We start from the raw sequence: 17,160 nt of genomic DNA, 5'->3' as shown, positions 1-17,160 counted from the left end.
GTTAAGCGCGCCCCCGCGGGCGCGTCCGCAGCGCAGCCTCGATCGCGCCCGAACGCGGACTGATACCCCCACTCGGGACCAAGGTTCAACACGCACGCCGTGGTCGTGGGGGTATGGACGCTGCCGATTTCCAGCGCGACCTCGAGGCCGCGAAGGACACCGAACTCGAGCGCCTCGCCTCCTCGAAGCTGCTCGTCGCGCTCACCGACGCGGATCTGACGGCGGAACGGGTGCTCCGGATCGCCGCGGACAGCGAATGCGCCGCCGCTGAGACGTTCGGCGTGTGGGCGGAGGACGAGTCCGACGATGAGGCACGGGAACTGTTCGCCGACCTTCGTGATCAAGAACGGGAGCACTGCGAGCGGGTCCTCGACTTGCTCGAGGGAGATGACGGTGAGAAGTACGACCCCGACGCGACCGGCGGCCCGATGCACGACCGTCTCCGGGCGCTCGAGGAGGCCGTCCCGCGGCTGGGCGGGCTGGTCGGTCGCGCGCTAGTTACCGAGCGAACGCACCTGCAGGTCGTGAGCTTCTTCGTCAACGAGAGCAACGAGCGGCGGGCCGAGGCGTTTCGAGACCTCCGGACGGAGACGGCAGCGCAGGGGGAACGCGCGGCCGAACTCCTCGCGGAGACGTGTGAGGGGGACGCGGACCGGGATCGCGCCGCCGAAGCCGCCGAGGCCGTCATCGACGCCGCGTACGACGCCTACGCGGACTCGCTCGACGATCTCGGGATCGATCCGAAGCCGATCTGCTGACTCGCGTGCGACGCGGTTCCGACGAGTATCGATAGACCGGCTAAATCGCTAGAGAAAGGAAAATCGATCGCAAAGACCGACTCGAGGGCTCACCCCTCAATTGGGGATCAGTCGACGAAGTCGATGTCGTCGCCCTGTCCGGGTGCCTGCTGGCCGCTCATGTCGGGCTGGACGGAGTCGCCGTCCGGACGCCCGTAGATCTGGGGCGACTCGACGCCGGTAACGACGATCATCGTCCGCATGCTGCCCTCGAGGCTCTCGTCGATCGAAGTCCCCCAGATGATGCGGGCGTCGGGGTCGATCCGGTCGTAGATCTCCTCGACGACGCCCTCGGCCTCCTCGATGGCCATGTCGTTGCCGCCGGTGACGTTGACCAGCGCGGAGTTCGCGCCGGAGATGTCGACGTCCAGCAGCGGCGATCGGAGGGCCGTCTTGACGGAGTCTTCGGCCTTCGCCTCGGAGTCGGCCTCGCCGAGGCCGATCATCGCGACGCCGCCCCGCTCCATCACGGTGCGGACGTCGGCGAAGTCGAGGTTGACGAGGCCGGGCTTGGTGATGAGCTCCGTGATGCCCTTGACCGAGCGCATCAGCACCTCGTCGCTGACCTTGAACGCCTGGCGGACGGGCAGTTTGCCGACCGAATCGAGCAGGCGGTCGTTCGGGACGACGATGACGGTGTCGGAGACGTCGCGCAGGCGCTCGAGACCGGCCTCCGCGTTCGTTCGTCGGACCTCGCCCTCCGCCGTGAAGGGCGTCGTGACGATGGCGATCGTCAGCGCGCCGGCCTCGCGGGCGGCCTTCGCGACGACGGGCGCGGAGCCGGTGCCGGTCCCCCCGCCGAGCCCGGCCGTGACGAAGACCATGTCGGAGCCGTCGATCGCGTCGTAGATGTCCTGTTGGCTCTCGAGGGCGGCTTCCTCGCCGACCTGCGGGAGCGAACCGGCGCCGCGGCCGCCGGTCTTCTCCTCGCCCATGAGGATCTTGGTGTCGGCCTCGATCTCCACTAAGTGCTGGACGTCGGTGTTGGCGGCGACGAGTTTCGCGCCGTGGATGCCTTCCTCGTGCATCCGATTGATGGTGTTGCCGCCGGCGCCCCCGCAGCCGACGACCGTAATGTCAGTCTGGAGATCCTGGAGAACGTCTTCGAGTTCCTCGTCGGTCATCGTGCCGGACTGTCGGCCGCCGTCGTCGGGGGACTGGCCGCCCTGGGAGGCGTCGTCCGCGGGGGACTCGGCCGGGTCCCCGTCTTCGGCCTCGTCGATGGCGTCGTCGATGAGTGAGTCCATTCTTGGCCCCTTCTAAACAATGGAGCATAATTACCTTTCCCCTACACGTCAGCCGCCTGTCTGACACGTTACGAGCGCATTATCTGTTTTCCACCTTACGAGAGGCGTTTCGGCAGCTGTCAGCGAGTACGGGGGTATTACCATCAGGGAACGAATAGATCAGATCTCGAAGCGGCGCGTCCGCTCGGTCCGAACTCTCTCCGGGTTGATGGTTTCCCCGTCGACGGTCACCGCCTCGCCGTTCGCGAGCGCGCCGAACTTCGGCCCCTCCGGGACCCCCGCCTCGCGGGCTAGTTCCGGATCGAATCCCTCCTCCTCGGCGACGACGGCGTCGTCCTCGAGCCGAACCGTCTCGTACTTCTCCTTGAGCACGCCGGCCAGTGCCTCGACGAGCGCTCGCCGCGGATCGGCGGCGTCGGCACTCGAGTCGGGAACCGCGGCCCGCGATCCGACGCGCGTGCCGCCGTTCTCGGTCTCGTAGGCGACGGCCTGCTCGTCGACGAGCTCGCGGACGCGGTCGGGGTCGATCCCCTCCGCGGCGTCGACGAGGTCGGCCGGCAGATCAACGACGGTGAACTCCCGCTCGTCGACGTCGTCGGTCCGATCGCCGAACCGAATCCCGTCCTCGACGCGGCCGAGGTCGGACTCGACCGCGTCGACGAGTTCGAGGGGTCGGTCGCCGACCTCGCGCAGCCAGGTCTCGCCGACGATCCGGTAGCCCAGCTCCTCGAGGGTCTCCGCTACCACCGGCCACTCGCCGTCCAGCAGGGCGATCTCGGTGTCGCTTTCCTCGAAGGCGGCCTCGAGGACGTCGCGGTGGGCCGTCGGGTGGCCCAGCGCCTCGAGGGCCCAGTCCGAGGCGATGTGGCCGACCGCCCACGGGGTCTCGCGGACGACGCGCTCGAACCGGGGCGCGTAGTGGTTGCCGCCGAAGCCGACGACCTGCCTGCTGCGGTGGGGTTCGACGCCCCGAAGGTCGAGGATCGCGCGGGCGACGGCCTCGGCGCCCGCGGGGTCGTCCCACTGCTCGTCGCCGCTGCCCAACTCCGCGAACAGCGACGGGCAGCCGACGTCGGTCGGGCCGTGGTGGGTACACTCCATTCCCACGTCGTACTCCTCGGGCGCGTACTCGTCGAACGCCTCGAGCAGCCGGGCCAGCGCGTTCGGGGCGGCCTCGGCGACGGCGTCTTCCTCGCCGCCGTACTCGGCCGGGCCGAAGTTCCCCGTGAAGTGACCCGTCAGGAGCGGGCCGGTCTCGCCGGAGTGGCGCGAGGCGAACACGAGCAGGTCGGGGTCGCAGTCGAAGGCGTCGGCGGGGCGCTCGAGTTCGATGTGGAGGTCCTCGAAGGTGCGGAGTTCGGCGCCGTCGGTGCGGTAGTAGGTGCCGCCGCCCGCCTCGTCCGGGCGGGTATCGTCCTCGCGCTCGGTCCAGTCGGCGAGGTCTCGGAGTCGGTCGCAGACGTGGACCGACGCGCGGTCGGCGCGGCTCTCGACGATCGCGAGGTCGCTCATACCCGGTCTCCGGTCCCGGAGGGCGTTAAGTCGCCCGTTTTCGGCACTCGTTGCATCGCGGTTCGCCGCCGATTCGCGGCCGACTCGTCGCTCGAGACCCTCGGGGACGGGAACCGAGCGTTGCGAACGCCACCGTGGGACTTTCCCGGCTGGACGCCGTCGTATGATGAGTTAGCAATACGCACGATGGCTGAACCACCGCCCTGCCAGAACGGCCCATCGAACGGCTCGACGAACGACGGTAACGGCACCGAATCGGTAACCGACGTCAGCCTCGACGTTCGGGAGCTGACCGCCCTCCTAAGCGATCACGCGGTCGTCCTGCTCGACGCCGCCGGGCGCGTCGCCGCGTGGGACGAGGGCGCGAACGCAGTGCTGGGGTACGAGGCGGAGGCGATCGTCGGCACCGACTACCGCGCGTTCTTTCCGGACGAGGCCCGCGAGACCGGCCGTCCGGAGGCGCTCCTCGAGCGGGCCCGGGCCGAGGGGCGAGCCGAAGACGAGGGTTGGCGCGTCCGCGGGGACGGGGAGCGGATCTGGATCCGCGGGGTGATCGTCCCGATCTGGACGGGCGAGGACGGGAGACGCGTCGGCGACGCGGACGAAGCGAATTCCGACGGCGACGTGGACCTGCAGGGGTACGGCTGGTTCCTCCACGACCGGACCGACGAACGCGAGCGCGAACTGGAACGGCGCGAGGAGGCAGCGTTCCTCGAGAGCGTCTTCGCGGCCCAGCCCGACGTCCTCTACGCGTTCTCGGCCGAGGGAGACTACATCGACTGGAACGATCGCGTTCCGGAGGTGACGGGGTACGACGAATCGGAGCTGCCCGAGATGGCTCCCCTCGAGTTCGTCGCGCCGGAACACCGCGACCGGATCGCCGACGCGATCCGGCGCATCCTCGAGGAGGACGAGCAGGTCACCGCCGAGGCGGATCTGCTCACGAAAGACGGCGAACGGATCCCTTACGAGTTCAACAGCGCCCGCATCACCGACGAGGAGGGCGAGGTCGTGGGGTTCACTGGGGTCGGTCGCGACGTGAGCGACCGCAAGGCCCGCGAGCGGGAACTCCGCGAGGAAAAGGCGCTCACCGAGAGCATCTTCGAGGCCCAGCCCGACGTCCTCTACGCGTTCGACGACGACCGAAACCTGATCGAGTGGAACGACCAGTTTCGACGGATCAGCGGCTACGACGCCGACGAACTCGCGGGGATGGATCCCCTCGAGTTCATCGCGCCGGAAGACCGCGAGGCGATCGGCGACGCCGTCAGTCGGATCCTCGCCGAGGGGGCGCGCATCACCGCCGAAGGGCGGTTCCTGACGAGCGACGGCGAGCGGATCCCGTACGAGTTCAACAGCGCCCGAATTACGGACCCGGAGGGCAACGTGCTGGGATTCACCGGCATCGGCCGCGACGTCAGCGACCGGAAGCAGCGCGAACGCGAACTCGAGCGCCTCGAGCGGCTCAACGCGGTCGTCCGGGCGGTCGACGAGACGATGGTCGCGGCCGAGACGCGCGAGGCGCTCGAGCGCGCGGTCGTCGACGCGTTCGCGGACGCCGACGCGTACCGGTTCGCCGCCATCGGGCGGCTCGAAGCGCCGGCGGCGTCCGAGCGGCGCCAGTGGGAGCCGCGAACGTGGGCGGGACGCGACGCGGACGAGATGAACGGCGTCCTCGGCTCGTACGTCGATCCGCCCGCCGGGGCCGGCGGACCGAAGGGGGCGTCGCTCGAAACCGGCGCCGTCCAGCGGTACCGCGCCCTCCGCGAGAGCGAGGTCGACCCGTGGCGACGCGACGCGCGCGAACACGACTACGGGGCCGTCGCGGTCGTCCCGATCGTCGCGAGCGGGCGCTCGTTCGGCGTGCTCGTCGTCGCCGCCGCGGAAGCGGACGCCTTCGCGGACCGCGAGCGCGAGGTGCTCCAGGAGTTCGGCGGGACGATCGGCCACGCCGTCAACGCGATGACCGTCCGCCGCCTCCTCTACCGCGACACCGCCGTCGAACTCGAGTTCGAGTCGACCGATCACGGGGACGCCTGCATCGACCTCGGCGCGCGCGCCGACTGCCTGTTCGCCGTCGACCACGTGCTGCCGCTCACCGACGACTCGTTCGTCCACTACGTCACGGTCACCGGGGTCGAACCCGACCGCTTTCGCGAGCTCGCCGCGGAGCAGCCGGGGGTCGAGGACCTGCGACGCATCGACGTACAGGGAGACGAAAGTCGGTGGGAACTCACGGTCCGCGACTCGACGTTCGCCGAGTTGCTCGCGGGATACGGCGCACGGCTGCGGTCGGAGGTCGTCGACCGCGGCCGCGCGACCGTCACCGCCGAGGCCAGTCCCGATACGGCGATCCGCGAGCTCGTCGATGCGATTCAAGCGGCGTACCCCGACACGACGCTGGTCTCGAAGCGGACCGTCGAGGGCTCGGTCGAGACGCCGGGCGATTTCCGAAACCGGGTTGAGTCGGCGCTGACCGACAAGCAACGCGCCGCGCTCGAGGCGGCCTACTACGGCGGCTACTTCGAGTGGCCGACCCGAAACAGCGACGCCACGGCGATCGCCGACCGGCTCGGCATCGCCCGCCAGACGTTCCACCAGCACCTCCGGGTGGCGCAGGCGAAACTGCTCGAGCACTACTTCGAAACGGCGTTCTGACGCCGGGCCCCGATCGCCGCGCCGACACCGAGGTGCAAAACTGGGTGGTACCAGACAGCGCTGGTACACCCCTTACCCGTTCCCGTCGTCTCTCTCACGATCAATGAGTTCCCGTCCCGCCGACGAATCGACTCCGGCCGTCGCGTTCGACGCTCTCGCTACCGTTCGCCGACGCCACCTGCTCGCCGTGCTCCTCGAGCGGCGCGCTCGATCGCCCTCGTCGTCGACCGACCCGATGCCGCTCGCGGATCTCGCGACCGAAATCGCGTCCCTCGAAACCGGTCAGCCGATCGTCTCCGACGACCGCTGTACGGACGTTCATATCTCGCTGGTCCACGTGCACGTCCCGAAGCTCGCGGAGCTGGGGCTCGTCGTCCGCGAGACCGAGACCGATATCGACGGCGACGAGCCGGCGGTTTCGCTGCCCTCCCACCCGCTTCTCGAGGCCGACTGGGTGCACGCGCTGCTCGAGACGCCGGGCGACGGCGGGATCGGCGACGAGGACCTGCTTGACCGGACGTTCGAAGTCCTTCGATCGGACCGCTGTCGAACCGTCTGTCGGCTGCTCGCGCGCCACCGGGGCGCCGTTTCGGTCGACGATCTCGCCGCGCTGGTCGCGGCGCAGGAGGGGGGCGACGACCGGCGCCTCGTCGACGTCTCCGAAGCGGAAGCGCGGGACATCACGACTGACCTCGTCCACCGGCGCCTCCCCGCGCTCGCCGACGCGGGCCTCGTCACGTACGACCGAGACGCGACGACGGCCGCGCTCGCGACCGACGCGCCGCAGTGGCGAGCCGACTGGATCGCGGCGAGTCCGCTCGCACCGGTCGTCGACCGGCTCGGGACGGTGCCGCCGGGATCCGACGCCTCGAGCGGGGTCGGGGAGGCGTCGTCGCCGACGGCGGGCGTACGCGACGGGGGGGACGGGGTCGACCTCGGCTCCGGCCAGGGTTCTGACTCTGATTCCGATCCTGATTCCGACTCCAACTCCGACGGCGATGACGACCACCGCGGCGATTCGACCGCCGACCGAACGCCCTCGTGCTGGGCGATCGACGGCGCGGAGAACATCGTCGCGCGAGGCCACGACATCGCCGCTGGCGCCGAGGAGGAACTGTTCGTGACGGTCCCCGACGACGGCATCCTGCAACAGCAGTGCCTCGAGCGCTGGCGTGCGGCCGCCGACCGCGGGGTCGCCGTCTACATCGGCTCGCGCTCGGATCACGTTCGCCGGATCGTCCGGGCGGCGGTGCCCGACGCGACCGTCTGCGAGCCGCAGCTCGACTGGCTCAACTTCCCCGCCGACCGGGTCCACCACGGCCGCGTCGTCTTCGCGGACCGCGAGCGGGTCATGCTCGTGACGATCGACGACGGCGGTTCCGACGGGAGCGACCGCGACGCCCCTCCGCAAGCGACCGCCGTCACCGGCGAGGGGCCGGAGAACGCGCTGGTCGCCCTCGTTCGCGAACACCTCGGGCCGCGACTGGACCGCCTCGAGTCGACCCGGGAGGGCCGCGAGAGCGAGGAGACGGACGGGGCGCCGTCGCCGCTGCCGATGTGATCCGTCGAGTCGTGCGCGACCGCCGTCGCGGCGGGCCGAGGTCAGGTCGCGAGCAGGTAGATGAAGCCGACGTAGCCGACGACCAGCGCCGCGCCGTCGAGACGCGTGAGTTTCCGTCCGTAGCCCATCATCGCGACCAGCACGACGGTGAACGCGACCATGATCGGGAGCTCGAACCGGAGCGTGCTCGCGGTGATTTCGATCGGCGTGATGATCCCGACGATCCCCAGGACCGCGAGGATGTTGTAGATGTTCGAGCCGACGACGTTGCCGATGGCGAACTCGGTCTCGCCGCGGACGGCGCCGACGACCGACGCCGCCAGCTCCGGCAGCGACGTGCCGAGCGCGAGCACCGTCAGCCCGATCACCAGCTCCGAGACGCCGAGCGCCGACAGCAGCCCGGTGCCGCCGGTGATGAGCCAGCGCGAGCCGACGACCAGCACGAGCAACCCGCCGACGACGAGCGCGACGTCCTTGATCGAGACGCCCTCGCCCGCGTCCGGCTCGTCGACCATCGGCGCTGGATCGGCGTTGACGTAGTACAGTAGGTAGGCCGTGAAGCCGGCCAGCGTCAGGAGAAAGACCGCGCCTTCGAGCCGACCGATCGTGCCATTGGCCCCGAGCGCGACCAGCAGGATCGCCGCGAGCACCATGAACGGGACGTGCCGGCGGACGACGATCTCGGTGACCGAGAGGGGCTTGACGAGCGCCGAGATGCCGAGTACGAGCCCGATGTTCGCGATGTTCGAGCCGACGATCGTACCGAGCCCGATGTCGGTCGAGACGTTCAGCGCGCCGATGGTCGAGACGAAGAGTTCCGGTGCGGTCGTCGCGAACGCGATGACGGTGACGCCGACGGTCGCCGCGCGGAGGCCGACCCCGAGCGCGAGCCGGCCGGCGCCGGCGACGAGCAGTTCGGCGCCGGCGTACAGCGCGACGATGCCGGCCGCCAGCAGGGCGACGTAGAGCGCGATTCCGGAGAGCATGGGCGCGAGTTGTACCGAACGCCGTATAAGCGACCCGAACCTGTCGGACGACCGCACCGGCGACCTCGAGGGTCGCCGGACCGGGCGAGGGTCGGTCGGCACCGAAGCGCCACCCATTATATCCCCGCCGCGCGGACCTCTCTACCATGGCGATGGACGTCTTCGGTCTGCTCGGAAATCCGGTCGGTCACTCGCTGTCGCCGCCGATGCACGAGGCGGCCTACGAGGAACTGGACATCGACGCCCGCTACGTGACCTTCGAACCCGACCCCGACGACCTCGAGGCGGCGATCGAGGGCGCCGCGGCGCTGGGCGTGACGGGGCTGAACGTGACGATCCCGTTCAAGCAGGACGCGCTCGCGGTCGTCGAGCCCGACGAGCTTGCGGCCCGGATCGGCGCGGTCAACACGATTGATTTCACTGGCGAACGCCCCACGGGCCACAACACCGACGCGGGCGGCGCCTTTCGCGCGCTGCGGGAGCGATCGGACGCCACCCTCGAGGGCGCCCGCGCGGTCGTCGTCGGTGCCGGCGGCGCAGGGCGAGCGATCGCGTTCGGGCTCGCGGACGCCGGCGCGACGGTCGACGTCGCGAACCGGACCGAACGGAAGGCGCACGATCTCGCCGACGAGGTTCCGAATGCGACGGGTCACGGGCTCGAGGACCTCGAGGAACTGCTGGCCGACGCCGACGTGCTGGTCAACGCCACGAGCGTGGGGATGGAGGAGGACGCGACGCCGGTGCCCGCCGACGCGCTTCATGGCGACCTGACCGTGCTGGACGCGGTGTACCGGCCGCTCGAGACGCGGCTCCTGCGGGACGCGGCCAACGTCGGCGCGACGACGGTCGACGGCGCCTGGATGCTGCTCTACCAGGGCGTCGAGGCGTTCGAGCGCTGGACGGGGCGGGACGCGCCGGTCGAGGCGATGAACGAGGCGTTGCGGTCGCGGCTCTAGGGCCGTTCGGCCGGTCGTCTTGGCAGTTCCTGTATCGTATCAGCCGAATTTAAGTGAAAGAGACGACTATATCCGGATAATGGCAATCCTCGAAAAGCTGAAGTCGTTGTTGGGACTCGACGAGTCCGACTCGGAGCCGCGGCGCTCCCGCGAGGTCGGGGTTACGGTCGAACGCGAAGGATCGCGCGGGAGCGACCGGTCCGAATCGACGCCGGCGGAGCAGGCAGCCGCGGACGAGGACGCTGCCTCCGGAACCGACGCCGCGGCGTCGACGGACTCCCCGGCGGAACCGGCGGAAACGTCCGAGGAGGCGCCCGAGCCGCCGGCATCGCCGGGCCCGAAAGAAACGGACGAAGATGCGGACACGGCGTTGACCGAAACGGAGACGGCCGACGAGGAAGACACCGAACCCGAACCGAGCGAGATCGACGAGGCCGAGGTCGCGATCGAAGACGCGGAACCGGACCGCGACGCGAGCGAGGACGACGCGGCCGCCGAGTCGGATGCGGAGACCGAGCTCGAGGACGAGGCTGCGGCCGAGTCCGCGACCGAAGCCGAAGAAGCCGAATCGGAACCCGAGCCGACCGACGAACCGGCGGAGACCGAGAGCGAGGACGAGCCGGAACCGGAACCCGAACCGGAGCCGGACGCCGACGAAACGACCGAATCCGAACCCGTTGACGTCATCAAGGGCATCGGTCCCGCGTACGCCGACCGGCTCGCCGACGCCGGCGTCGAGACCGTCGACGAACTCGCGGCTGCCGACGCGGCCGACCTGGCCGAACAGACCGACATCTCCGAGAAGCGGATTCAGGGCTGGATCGACCGCGCCGAAGTCAGATAGGGAGGGCAGGCCGTTCGCGGGCGGCTCCGCTCTCTTTCTCTCTTCTTTGCGCTCGTCTCGAGTCCCACGAGCGCGCCGGATTCGATCGCGAGCGGCTGATCGACCGAAGATTCCCGACGCCGACTGTCCCGCAGGACCGAAAGAAGATTAGTCGCGCGGCTGCTCTCGAGGGATATGAGCGATCCGCGCGTCGTCACGACGCTCGACTCGTTTCGGGCGGCCGCTCGCGAGGGGCTGGACCGAGTGCGGTCCGGCGATGACGGGCCCGAACCGACGACGCGCACCGGAACGCCCGCTCGAGTACGGATTCCCGTCGAAGTTCGCGTCGACGTCGCCGATCCGTTTCTCGCCTACCGACGGGCGCGCGAGGACCCCGACGGCGGCGCCTTCCTCGAGACGACCGGCGGACAGCCCGGCTGGGGCTACTTCGGCGTCGACCCGATCGACCGGCTCACCTGTTCCGCAGACGCGATATCCCGTTCTCGAGACGGCCGCTCGCCGACGCTCGCCGCGCTCGAGGGACTCCTCGAAACGGACCGCCTCGTTCGCGGGGACTGCGACGTGCCCTACCCCTGCGGGGCCGTCGGCTGGCTCTCCTACGACGTCGCGCGGGAACTCGAGGCCCTCCCCGAGTCGGCCGTCGACGACCGCGGCCTGCCGCGGCTCGAGGTCGGTGTCTACGACCGGTTGGCGGCGTGGGAAGCGCCGGTCGACAGCGACGAACGCGAAGACGAGGGCGAGTCGATCACCCTCCGCGTGACGGCCTGTCCGCGGCTCGCAGTCGCTTCGGACGCGGAGCGCGACGAGGACGGGCGGATCGAGGCTGCCTACGAGCGCGGTCGCGACCGCGCGCTCGAGCTCGCGCGAGCCGTGCGCGAGGGTGATCCAAGCGTCGGCGAGCCGCCGGTCGATCGACCGGACGCGACCTTCGAGAGCGACTGCGGTCGCGAGGCCTTCGCCGAGCGAGTCCGCCGAGCCAAGGCGTACATCCGCGACGGCGACACCTTTCAGGCGAACATCTCCCAGCGGCTCGCCGCTCCCGCGGCGGTCCACCCGGTCGCGGCCTACGACGCCTTGCGCCGGGTGAACCCCGCGCCGTACTCGTGCCTGCTCGAGTTCCGCGCGGCCGATCTGGTGAGCGCGAGTCCCGAGTTGCTACTCGAGCGCGACGGCGACTTCGTCCGCACGGAACCGATCGCCGGCACGCGACCCCGCGGCGAGACGCCCGAGGAAGACGACGCGCTCGAGGCCGACCTCCTGAGCGACGCGAAGGAGCGGGCCGAACACGCGATGTTGGTCGACTTAGAGCGCAACGACCTCGGGAAGGTCTGCGAATACGGCACCGTCGACGTCGACGAGTACCGGCGGATCGACCGCTACTCCGAGGTGATGCACCTCGTCTCGAACGTGACCGGTCGACTGCGGCCGGACGCGACGCTGTCCGACGCCGTCGCGGCGGTCTTCCCCGGCGGGACGATCACCGGGGCCCCCAAACCGCGGACGATGGAGATCATCGACGAACTCGAGGCGACGCGGCGCGGTCCCTACACGGGCAGCGTCGGGATCTTCGGCTTCGACGGCCGCGCGACGCTGAACATCGTCATCCGAACCCTGGTCCGCCACGCCGACGAGTACCACCTCCGCGTAGGCGCGGGGATCGTCCACGACTCCGAACCCGACCGGGAGTACGACGAGACCCTGGACAAAGCGCGGGCGCTCATCACCGCGGTCGACGAGGCGCTCGGCGAGCGGGCCGGGATGGCGCTCGAGGCCGATTCCGACGGGCCGGCCGACTCGAGCGATCCGTCCGGAGGTGCGTCCGATGACTGACGGCACGCCGGCGACCGAGACGCGGATTCTGGTCGTCGACAACTACGATTCGTTCGCGTACAACCTCGTCCAGTACGTCGGCGAAATCGCCGACGAGGTGGTGGTGCGCCGCAACGACGAGATCGACCTCGAGGGCGTCCGCGAGCTCGATCCGACGGGAATCGTCGTCTCGCCCGGACCGGGAACGCCCGAGGAGGCGGGCATCTCGATCCCGTTGTTCGCCGAGACCGCGTATCCCATCCTCGGGGTCTGTCTCGGCCACCAGGCGCTGTGTGCGGCCAACGGCGCGCCGGTCGTCCACGCGCCGGAGGTCGTCCACGGCAAGCCCTCGACGGTCACCCACGACGGGGACGGCATCTTTGAGGGGCTCCCCGCGGACTTCCAGGTCGGGCGCTACCACTCGCTGGCGGTCGAGCGGGAGGACCTGCCGGACGCCCTCGAGGAGACGGCCCGAACGACCGACGAGCGCGGCGTGTTGATGGCGGTTCGCCACCGCGAGCGGCCCCACGTCGGGGTCCAGTTCCACCCCGAGAGCATCCTCACGAGAAGCCCCGAAGACGCCGCGAGCGGCGACGGCATCTCGCTCGAGACGGGCAAACGAATGATCGAGAACTTCTGTCGGCTCGCCGCCGCCGAACGAAGCGAAGCATGACCGGGGAAACGGACCGCCTGTACCACGTCGACGGCGATCTCGTGCCCGCCGGCGAGGCGACCGTCAGCGTCGACGATCGCGGCTTCCGCTACGGCGACGCCGCCTTCGAGACGCTGCGGGCCTACGGCGGGACGATCTTCGCCTGGGACCGCCACGTCGAGCGCCTCGAGCGCACCTGCGAGGCCCTGTCGCTCGAGCACGGGCTCGCGGCCGCCGACCTCCACGAGCGGATCGACGAGACGCTCGCGGCCAACGACCTCGCGGACGCCTACGTGCGGCTGTCGATCACCCGCGGCGTCCAGCCGGGGAAGCTGACGCCCCATCCCGAGGTCGATCCGACGGTCGTCGTCTACGTCAAACCGCTACCCCGCGGCGGTCTCGAGGGCGAGTCGGTCTGGAACGAGCCGGCGACGGTGCAGACGGTCGAGACGAGGCGGATGCCCGACGAGGCGATTCCGGCGGACGCGAAGACGCACAACTACCTGAACGGGATCCTCGCCCGGGCGGAGCTTCGGGACCTCGCTTCCGACGGGGACGAACCGGCCGACGAGGCGCTCATGTGCGATTGCGAGGAGACCGTCGCCGAGGGGGCGACGAGCAACCTGTTTTTCGTCCGCGACGGCACGGTTCACACGCCGACGACCGACGGGCCGGCGCCGGTGCTTCCTGGCATCACGCGCGAAATCGTCCTCGAGTTGGCCGACGATGGCGGCATTCCAGTTCGAGAAGGGCGATACGATCTCGAGGACGTGCTCGCGGCCGACGAGGCCTTTCTGACGAACCGAACGTGGGAGCTACGACCGGTCGCGACGCTGGACGGCCGCGAGATCGGCGGCGGGCCGATTACGAGCGAGCTCTCGAGGCTGTACGACGAGCGCGTCGAGGAGACCTGTTACCGGTAGTCTTCTCCGACGTCCAACAGGTTCAAGCGGCGGCCGTACCGAGTGTCGCTCGTGCTCTCCGGCGGCCGCCGACGGCTGTTCGCGGTCTGGCGACGGGTGGTCGACCTCTCGTGGCCAGTGATGGTCGAGCAGTTCCTGCGGACGCTGATGCGGACCACGGACGTCCTCGTGACCGGCCTGTTCTCGCCCGCGGCGGTCGCGGCCGTCGGCCTCGCGGATCTGTACGCGCGCCTGCCGCTGCGGATCGGGCTCGGACTGGGCAGCGGCGTCATCGCACTCTCGAGTCAGGACACCGGGAGCGGGTCGACGGCGAACCGGGACGAGGCGATCACGCAGGCGATCCTGCTGGGTGCCGTCGCGGGGCTGCCGTTCGTCCTGTTCGGCGTCGTATTCGGCGAGCGGGCGATCGCGCTCCTCGGCGCGGACCCCAACGTCGCCCGGATGGGCGGGCACTATCTGGCGATCATCTTCGCGACGACGCCGGCCCGCCACGTCGCGCTCGTGGCCGCCCGGTCGGTTCAGGGCGCCGGCGACACGCGGACGCCGATGTACGTCAACGGGCTCTCGAACGCGCTCAACATCGCCGGGACGGTCGCGCTGGGACTCGGGCTCGGGCCGGCCCCGCGGCTGCACGTCGTCGGCGTCGGGATCGCGACTGCCATCGGTAACGTCTTTTCAGCGCTCGCGCTCGTCGCCGCGATCCGGACCAGATGGACGCCGGCGAGGTTCGTTCGGCCGGGGCGGTGGACGATCACCCGCCAACTGCTCGCGATCAGCGCGCCGCGGATCCTCGAGGGGCTCTGTCGAACGGCGATCGCGTTCCCGTTCAATTCGATCCTGCTGCTGTTCGGAACGGACGTCAACGCGGGCTACCAGATCGGCCGGCGCGTCTACCAGCAACTCACCGGTCCGCTGTCGCGGGGCTACCGGACGGGGACGAGCATCGTCGTCGGCCAGACGCTGGGCGCGGGCGATCCCGAGGGCGCGCGGTACAGCGGCTGGGCGGCCGCGGCGCTCGGGGTCCTGACCGTCGGCACGCTCGGGGCCGCGCTGTTCGTCGGCGCCGAGTGGCTCGTTGGCTTCTTCACTACCGATCCGGCGACGCGGTCCTACGCGGCCGGCTTCGCGATGGCCTACGCTGTCGCCGCACCGGCGACCGCCCTCTACGTCGTCCTCTCGGGTGCGCTCACGAGCGGCAGCGACACGCGAACGCCCTTTATCGCCATTATCAGCGGCACGCTCGTCGGGATGCTCGGCGTCTCCGCCGTCTTCGGCGTGGCGCTGGGGTTCGGCGTACCCGCCGTCTACGCCTCGATCGTCGTCTGCTACCTGTGGGCGACGCTGTACGTCGCCGTCGGCTTCTACCGGGGCGGCTGGGTCGACCGAACGCGGGCGATGATGGACGAGCGCGGGAGTGTCGGCGACGAGTGGGGAACCGAGGACGCCGAGCTGGACTGATACACGCCTCCCGGCCAAAACAGCTGCAGCCGTCAGTCGTCGGACTCGAGCGCCGACTGTGCCGATCCGTCCGCCCCGCTCTCCCCGCCGGACTCCGCCGGCGCTGCGAGCAGTTCCCGTTCGGTGCCCGTCAGTTCGAGCGCGAAGTCGGGGCCGAACGCCGACGCCGGGGTCTGGAACCCGTTCGGAACCGAGCCGCTGTCCGTTCGTCCCCGATCCTCGAGCACGCGCTGGGCCGCGAGGACGGCAGACTCGGCGGTCAGCGCGTACGGGTTGGGCGTCCGCAGTCGAGCGCGGGCGCGCCGCCCCGCGTCGTCGGTGACCTCGCCCCAGACGACGGCGCGGCCGTCGGCCGATTCGGGGTTCTCCGGGCCGTCGACGCGAGCGTCGACGAGCCGTTTCAGGCCGCGTTCGACGACGGGGCGCTCGAGCAGCCAGCCCAGCGAGTCGACGGCCGACAGGACCCGGTCCGCCCACGGCGGCGCGGCGGCGTAGACCTCGATCGTCTCGATTCCCGTGGTGTGGGCCGCGGTGACGACGTCGCCCCACGGGATCGTGACGGCGTGTTCCGGCTCGTCGCCGAAGTCGATCTCGCGGCTGCGAAACGCCGTCGGCACCTTCACGAGCCGCCCGTTCCGTCGGACGATACCGCCGTCGCCGAGTTGCTCGACGATCGTCCGGGCGGTCCCCCGCGAGAGCGAGCCCGTGCCCTTGATCCCGAGCGCGAGTTCGTCGGCCGACGGGAGCTGCGCGTGGAGAAACGCGGCCAGACAGTCCGAGGGAACGACGTCGAAGCCGACGCCCGGCAGCATTGCGATCCCCGCCTCGCGCGCGGTCGCGTCGCGCTGGCGGAGCCGTTCGAAGACCGCGACCTCGCCGGTGATGTCGAGGTAGTCCGTCCCCGACGCGAGGCAGGCCTCGATCAGCGGATCGACCGTCTCGACGAACGGGCCCGCGCAGTTCAAGACGGCGTCGAACCCCTCGAGGCGGGCGGCCAGCGAGTCGTCCGCGAGGTCGAACGCGCGGCCGTCGACGCCGAGGTTATCGGCCAGTCGAGCGACGGCGCGGCGGTCGCGCCCGGCGACGGTCGGTGACCCTCCTCGGGCGACGGCCTCGCGGGCGATCAGCCGCCCCGTGTCGCCGTACGCGCCGTAGATGAGAAGGGAATCCATGGGCTCCGTTGACCGCTCGGCGTGTTAAAACTGCGTCAGACGTTCGCCGCAGTCGTAACGTTCACGGCTCCCGACCGGAAAGACGGCACCGATACCGATGGACCCCGAATCGCGGATCGCGGCCCTCGCGGACGTGCCGACGGACTCGAGCTACCTGTTCCGGGTCGCCGACGAGGACGGCGAGCGGAGGGAGGCCATCCTCGTCGCCGACGCGGTGACCGACGGCGACGCCGACGCCGACGCGGACCCCGCGAGCGTCTCCTGCTGGCTCAACTACTGCCAGCATTTCACCCACATCAAGCTGGACAAGGGCTCGGGCGCGGCGATGCGAAACGGCGAGATCGTCTGCGAGAACCACGGGGCCTACTTCGAAGCCGATTCGGGGTACTGCACGTACGGCCCCTGCGAGGGCGCGACGCTGTCCGAACTCGAGGTGACCGTCGCGGACGGCGACGTCTACCTGACGGACGACGCGTACGAGTTCGTCGGCGAGGGACCGATCGACTCCGCGGACGACGACGATCTGACGTCGACGTCGAACGTCGAGTTCTGAGGGGCGAGCGGCGCGGATCGCCGCAAGTAGAA

14 protein-coding genes are annotated in these 17,160 nt (G+C 70.2%); 10 read left to right on the top strand and 4 right to left on the bottom strand.

Going from position 1 to position 17,160, the window contains the following annotated elements; translation table 11 throughout:
- Positions 1–113 precede the first annotated feature (113 nt).
- On the top strand, positions 114–758 hold the full coding sequence (locus ACYQ26_RS18170; protein WP_459810295.1) for a rubrerythrin family protein: 645 nt from the start codon (positions 114–116) through the stop codon (positions 756–758).
- Positions 759–865: 107 nt separating this feature from the next.
- Here the strand turns inward: ACYQ26_RS18170 and ftsZ are convergent, their stop codons facing one another.
- Positions 866–2,044, bottom strand: a complete 1,179-nt coding sequence (ftsZ, locus tag ACYQ26_RS18165) for a cell division protein FtsZ (protein WP_459810294.1) — start codon at positions 2,042–2,044, stop codon at positions 866–868.
- Positions 2,045–2,203: 159 nt separating this feature from the next.
- Positions 2,204–3,556: a D-aminoacyl-tRNA deacylase gene (locus ACYQ26_RS18160; RefSeq protein ID WP_459810293.1), complete on the bottom strand. Its 1,353-nt coding sequence runs from the start codon at positions 3,554–3,556 to the stop codon at positions 2,204–2,206.
- A 186-nt stretch (positions 3,557–3,742) separates the two neighbouring features.
- Between ACYQ26_RS18160 and ACYQ26_RS18155 the strand changes: the two genes are divergently transcribed.
- Both ACYQ26_RS18155 and ACYQ26_RS18150 read left to right on the top strand, forming a co-directional pair.
- The gene (locus ACYQ26_RS18155; RefSeq protein WP_459810292.1) at positions 3,743–6,214 is read left to right on the top strand and encodes a PAS domain S-box protein; all 2,472 of its coding nucleotides are present in this window, start codon (positions 3,743–3,745) and stop codon (positions 6,212–6,214) included.
- 103 nt (positions 6,215–6,317) lie between these two features.
- Positions 6,318–7,775 carry a DUF7344 domain-containing protein gene (locus ACYQ26_RS18150; protein WP_459810291.1) on the top strand — a complete coding sequence of 486 codons (1,458 nt, stop codon included), beginning with the start codon at positions 6,318–6,320 and terminating at the stop codon, positions 7,773–7,775.
- 41 nt (positions 7,776–7,816) lie between these two features.
- Here ACYQ26_RS18150 and ACYQ26_RS18145 read toward each other — a convergent pair whose 3' ends face one another.
- Positions 7,817–8,761 carry a calcium/sodium antiporter gene (locus ACYQ26_RS18145; protein ID WP_459810290.1) on the bottom strand — a complete coding sequence of 315 codons (945 nt, stop codon included), beginning with the start codon at positions 8,759–8,761 and terminating at the stop codon, positions 7,817–7,819.
- Positions 8,762–8,913: 152 nt separating this feature from the next.
- Here ACYQ26_RS18145 and ACYQ26_RS18140 point away from each other — a divergent pair, with 152 nt between their 5' ends.
- The 6 genes from ACYQ26_RS18140 to ACYQ26_RS18115 all read left to right on the top strand — a co-directional run bounded on the left by ACYQ26_RS18140 (position 8,914) and on the right by ACYQ26_RS18115 (position 15,403).
- Positions 8,914–9,717 carry a shikimate dehydrogenase gene (locus tag ACYQ26_RS18140; RefSeq protein ID WP_459810762.1) on the top strand — a complete coding sequence of 268 codons (804 nt, stop codon included), beginning with the start codon at positions 8,914–8,916 and terminating at the stop codon, positions 9,715–9,717.
- 79 nt (positions 9,718–9,796) lie between these two features.
- A complete protein-coding gene (locus ACYQ26_RS18135; RefSeq protein WP_459810289.1) occupies positions 9,797–10,561 on the top strand; it encodes a helix-hairpin-helix domain-containing protein in 765 nt (254 codons plus the stop codon).
- 174 nt (positions 10,562–10,735) lie between these two features.
- A complete protein-coding gene (pabB, locus tag ACYQ26_RS18130) occupies positions 10,736–12,391 on the top strand; it encodes an aminodeoxychorismate synthase, component I (protein ID WP_459810288.1) in 1,656 nt (551 codons plus the stop codon).
- A complete protein-coding gene (locus tag ACYQ26_RS18125) occupies positions 12,384–13,043 on the top strand; it encodes an anthranilate synthase component II (RefSeq protein WP_459810287.1) in 660 nt (219 codons plus the stop codon). The genes pabB and ACYQ26_RS18125 overlap by 8 nt, the downstream gene beginning before the upstream one ends.
- Positions 13,040–13,945: an aminotransferase class IV gene (locus tag ACYQ26_RS18120; protein ID WP_459810286.1), complete on the top strand. Its 906-nt coding sequence runs from the start codon at positions 13,040–13,042 to the stop codon at positions 13,943–13,945. The genes ACYQ26_RS18125 and ACYQ26_RS18120 overlap by 4 nt, the downstream gene beginning before the upstream one ends.
- A gap of 120 nt (positions 13,946–14,065) precedes the next feature.
- Positions 14,066–15,403, top strand: coding sequence for an MATE family efflux transporter (locus ACYQ26_RS18115; protein ID WP_459810761.1), 1,338 nt, complete (start codon positions 14,066–14,068; stop codon positions 15,401–15,403).
- A 32-nt stretch (positions 15,404–15,435) separates the two neighbouring features.
- On the opposite strand, the gene ACYQ26_RS18110 is transcribed toward ACYQ26_RS18115, so the two are convergent.
- The gene (locus ACYQ26_RS18110) at positions 15,436–16,575 is read right to left on the bottom strand and encodes a saccharopine dehydrogenase family protein (RefSeq protein ID WP_459810285.1); all 1,140 of its coding nucleotides are present in this window, start codon (positions 16,573–16,575) and stop codon (positions 15,436–15,438) included.
- A gap of 97 nt (positions 16,576–16,672) precedes the next feature.
- On the opposite strand from ACYQ26_RS18110, the gene ACYQ26_RS18105 reads away from it, so the two are divergent.
- A complete protein-coding gene (locus tag ACYQ26_RS18105; protein WP_459810284.1) occupies positions 16,673–17,128 on the top strand; it encodes a Rieske (2Fe-2S) protein in 456 nt (151 codons plus the stop codon).
- Positions 17,129–17,160: the final 32 nt, after the last annotated feature.

The sequence above is a fragment of the Halopiger thermotolerans genome, from assembly GCF_054654555.1.
This window is presented reverse-complemented; position numbering and strand designations above follow the sequence as displayed.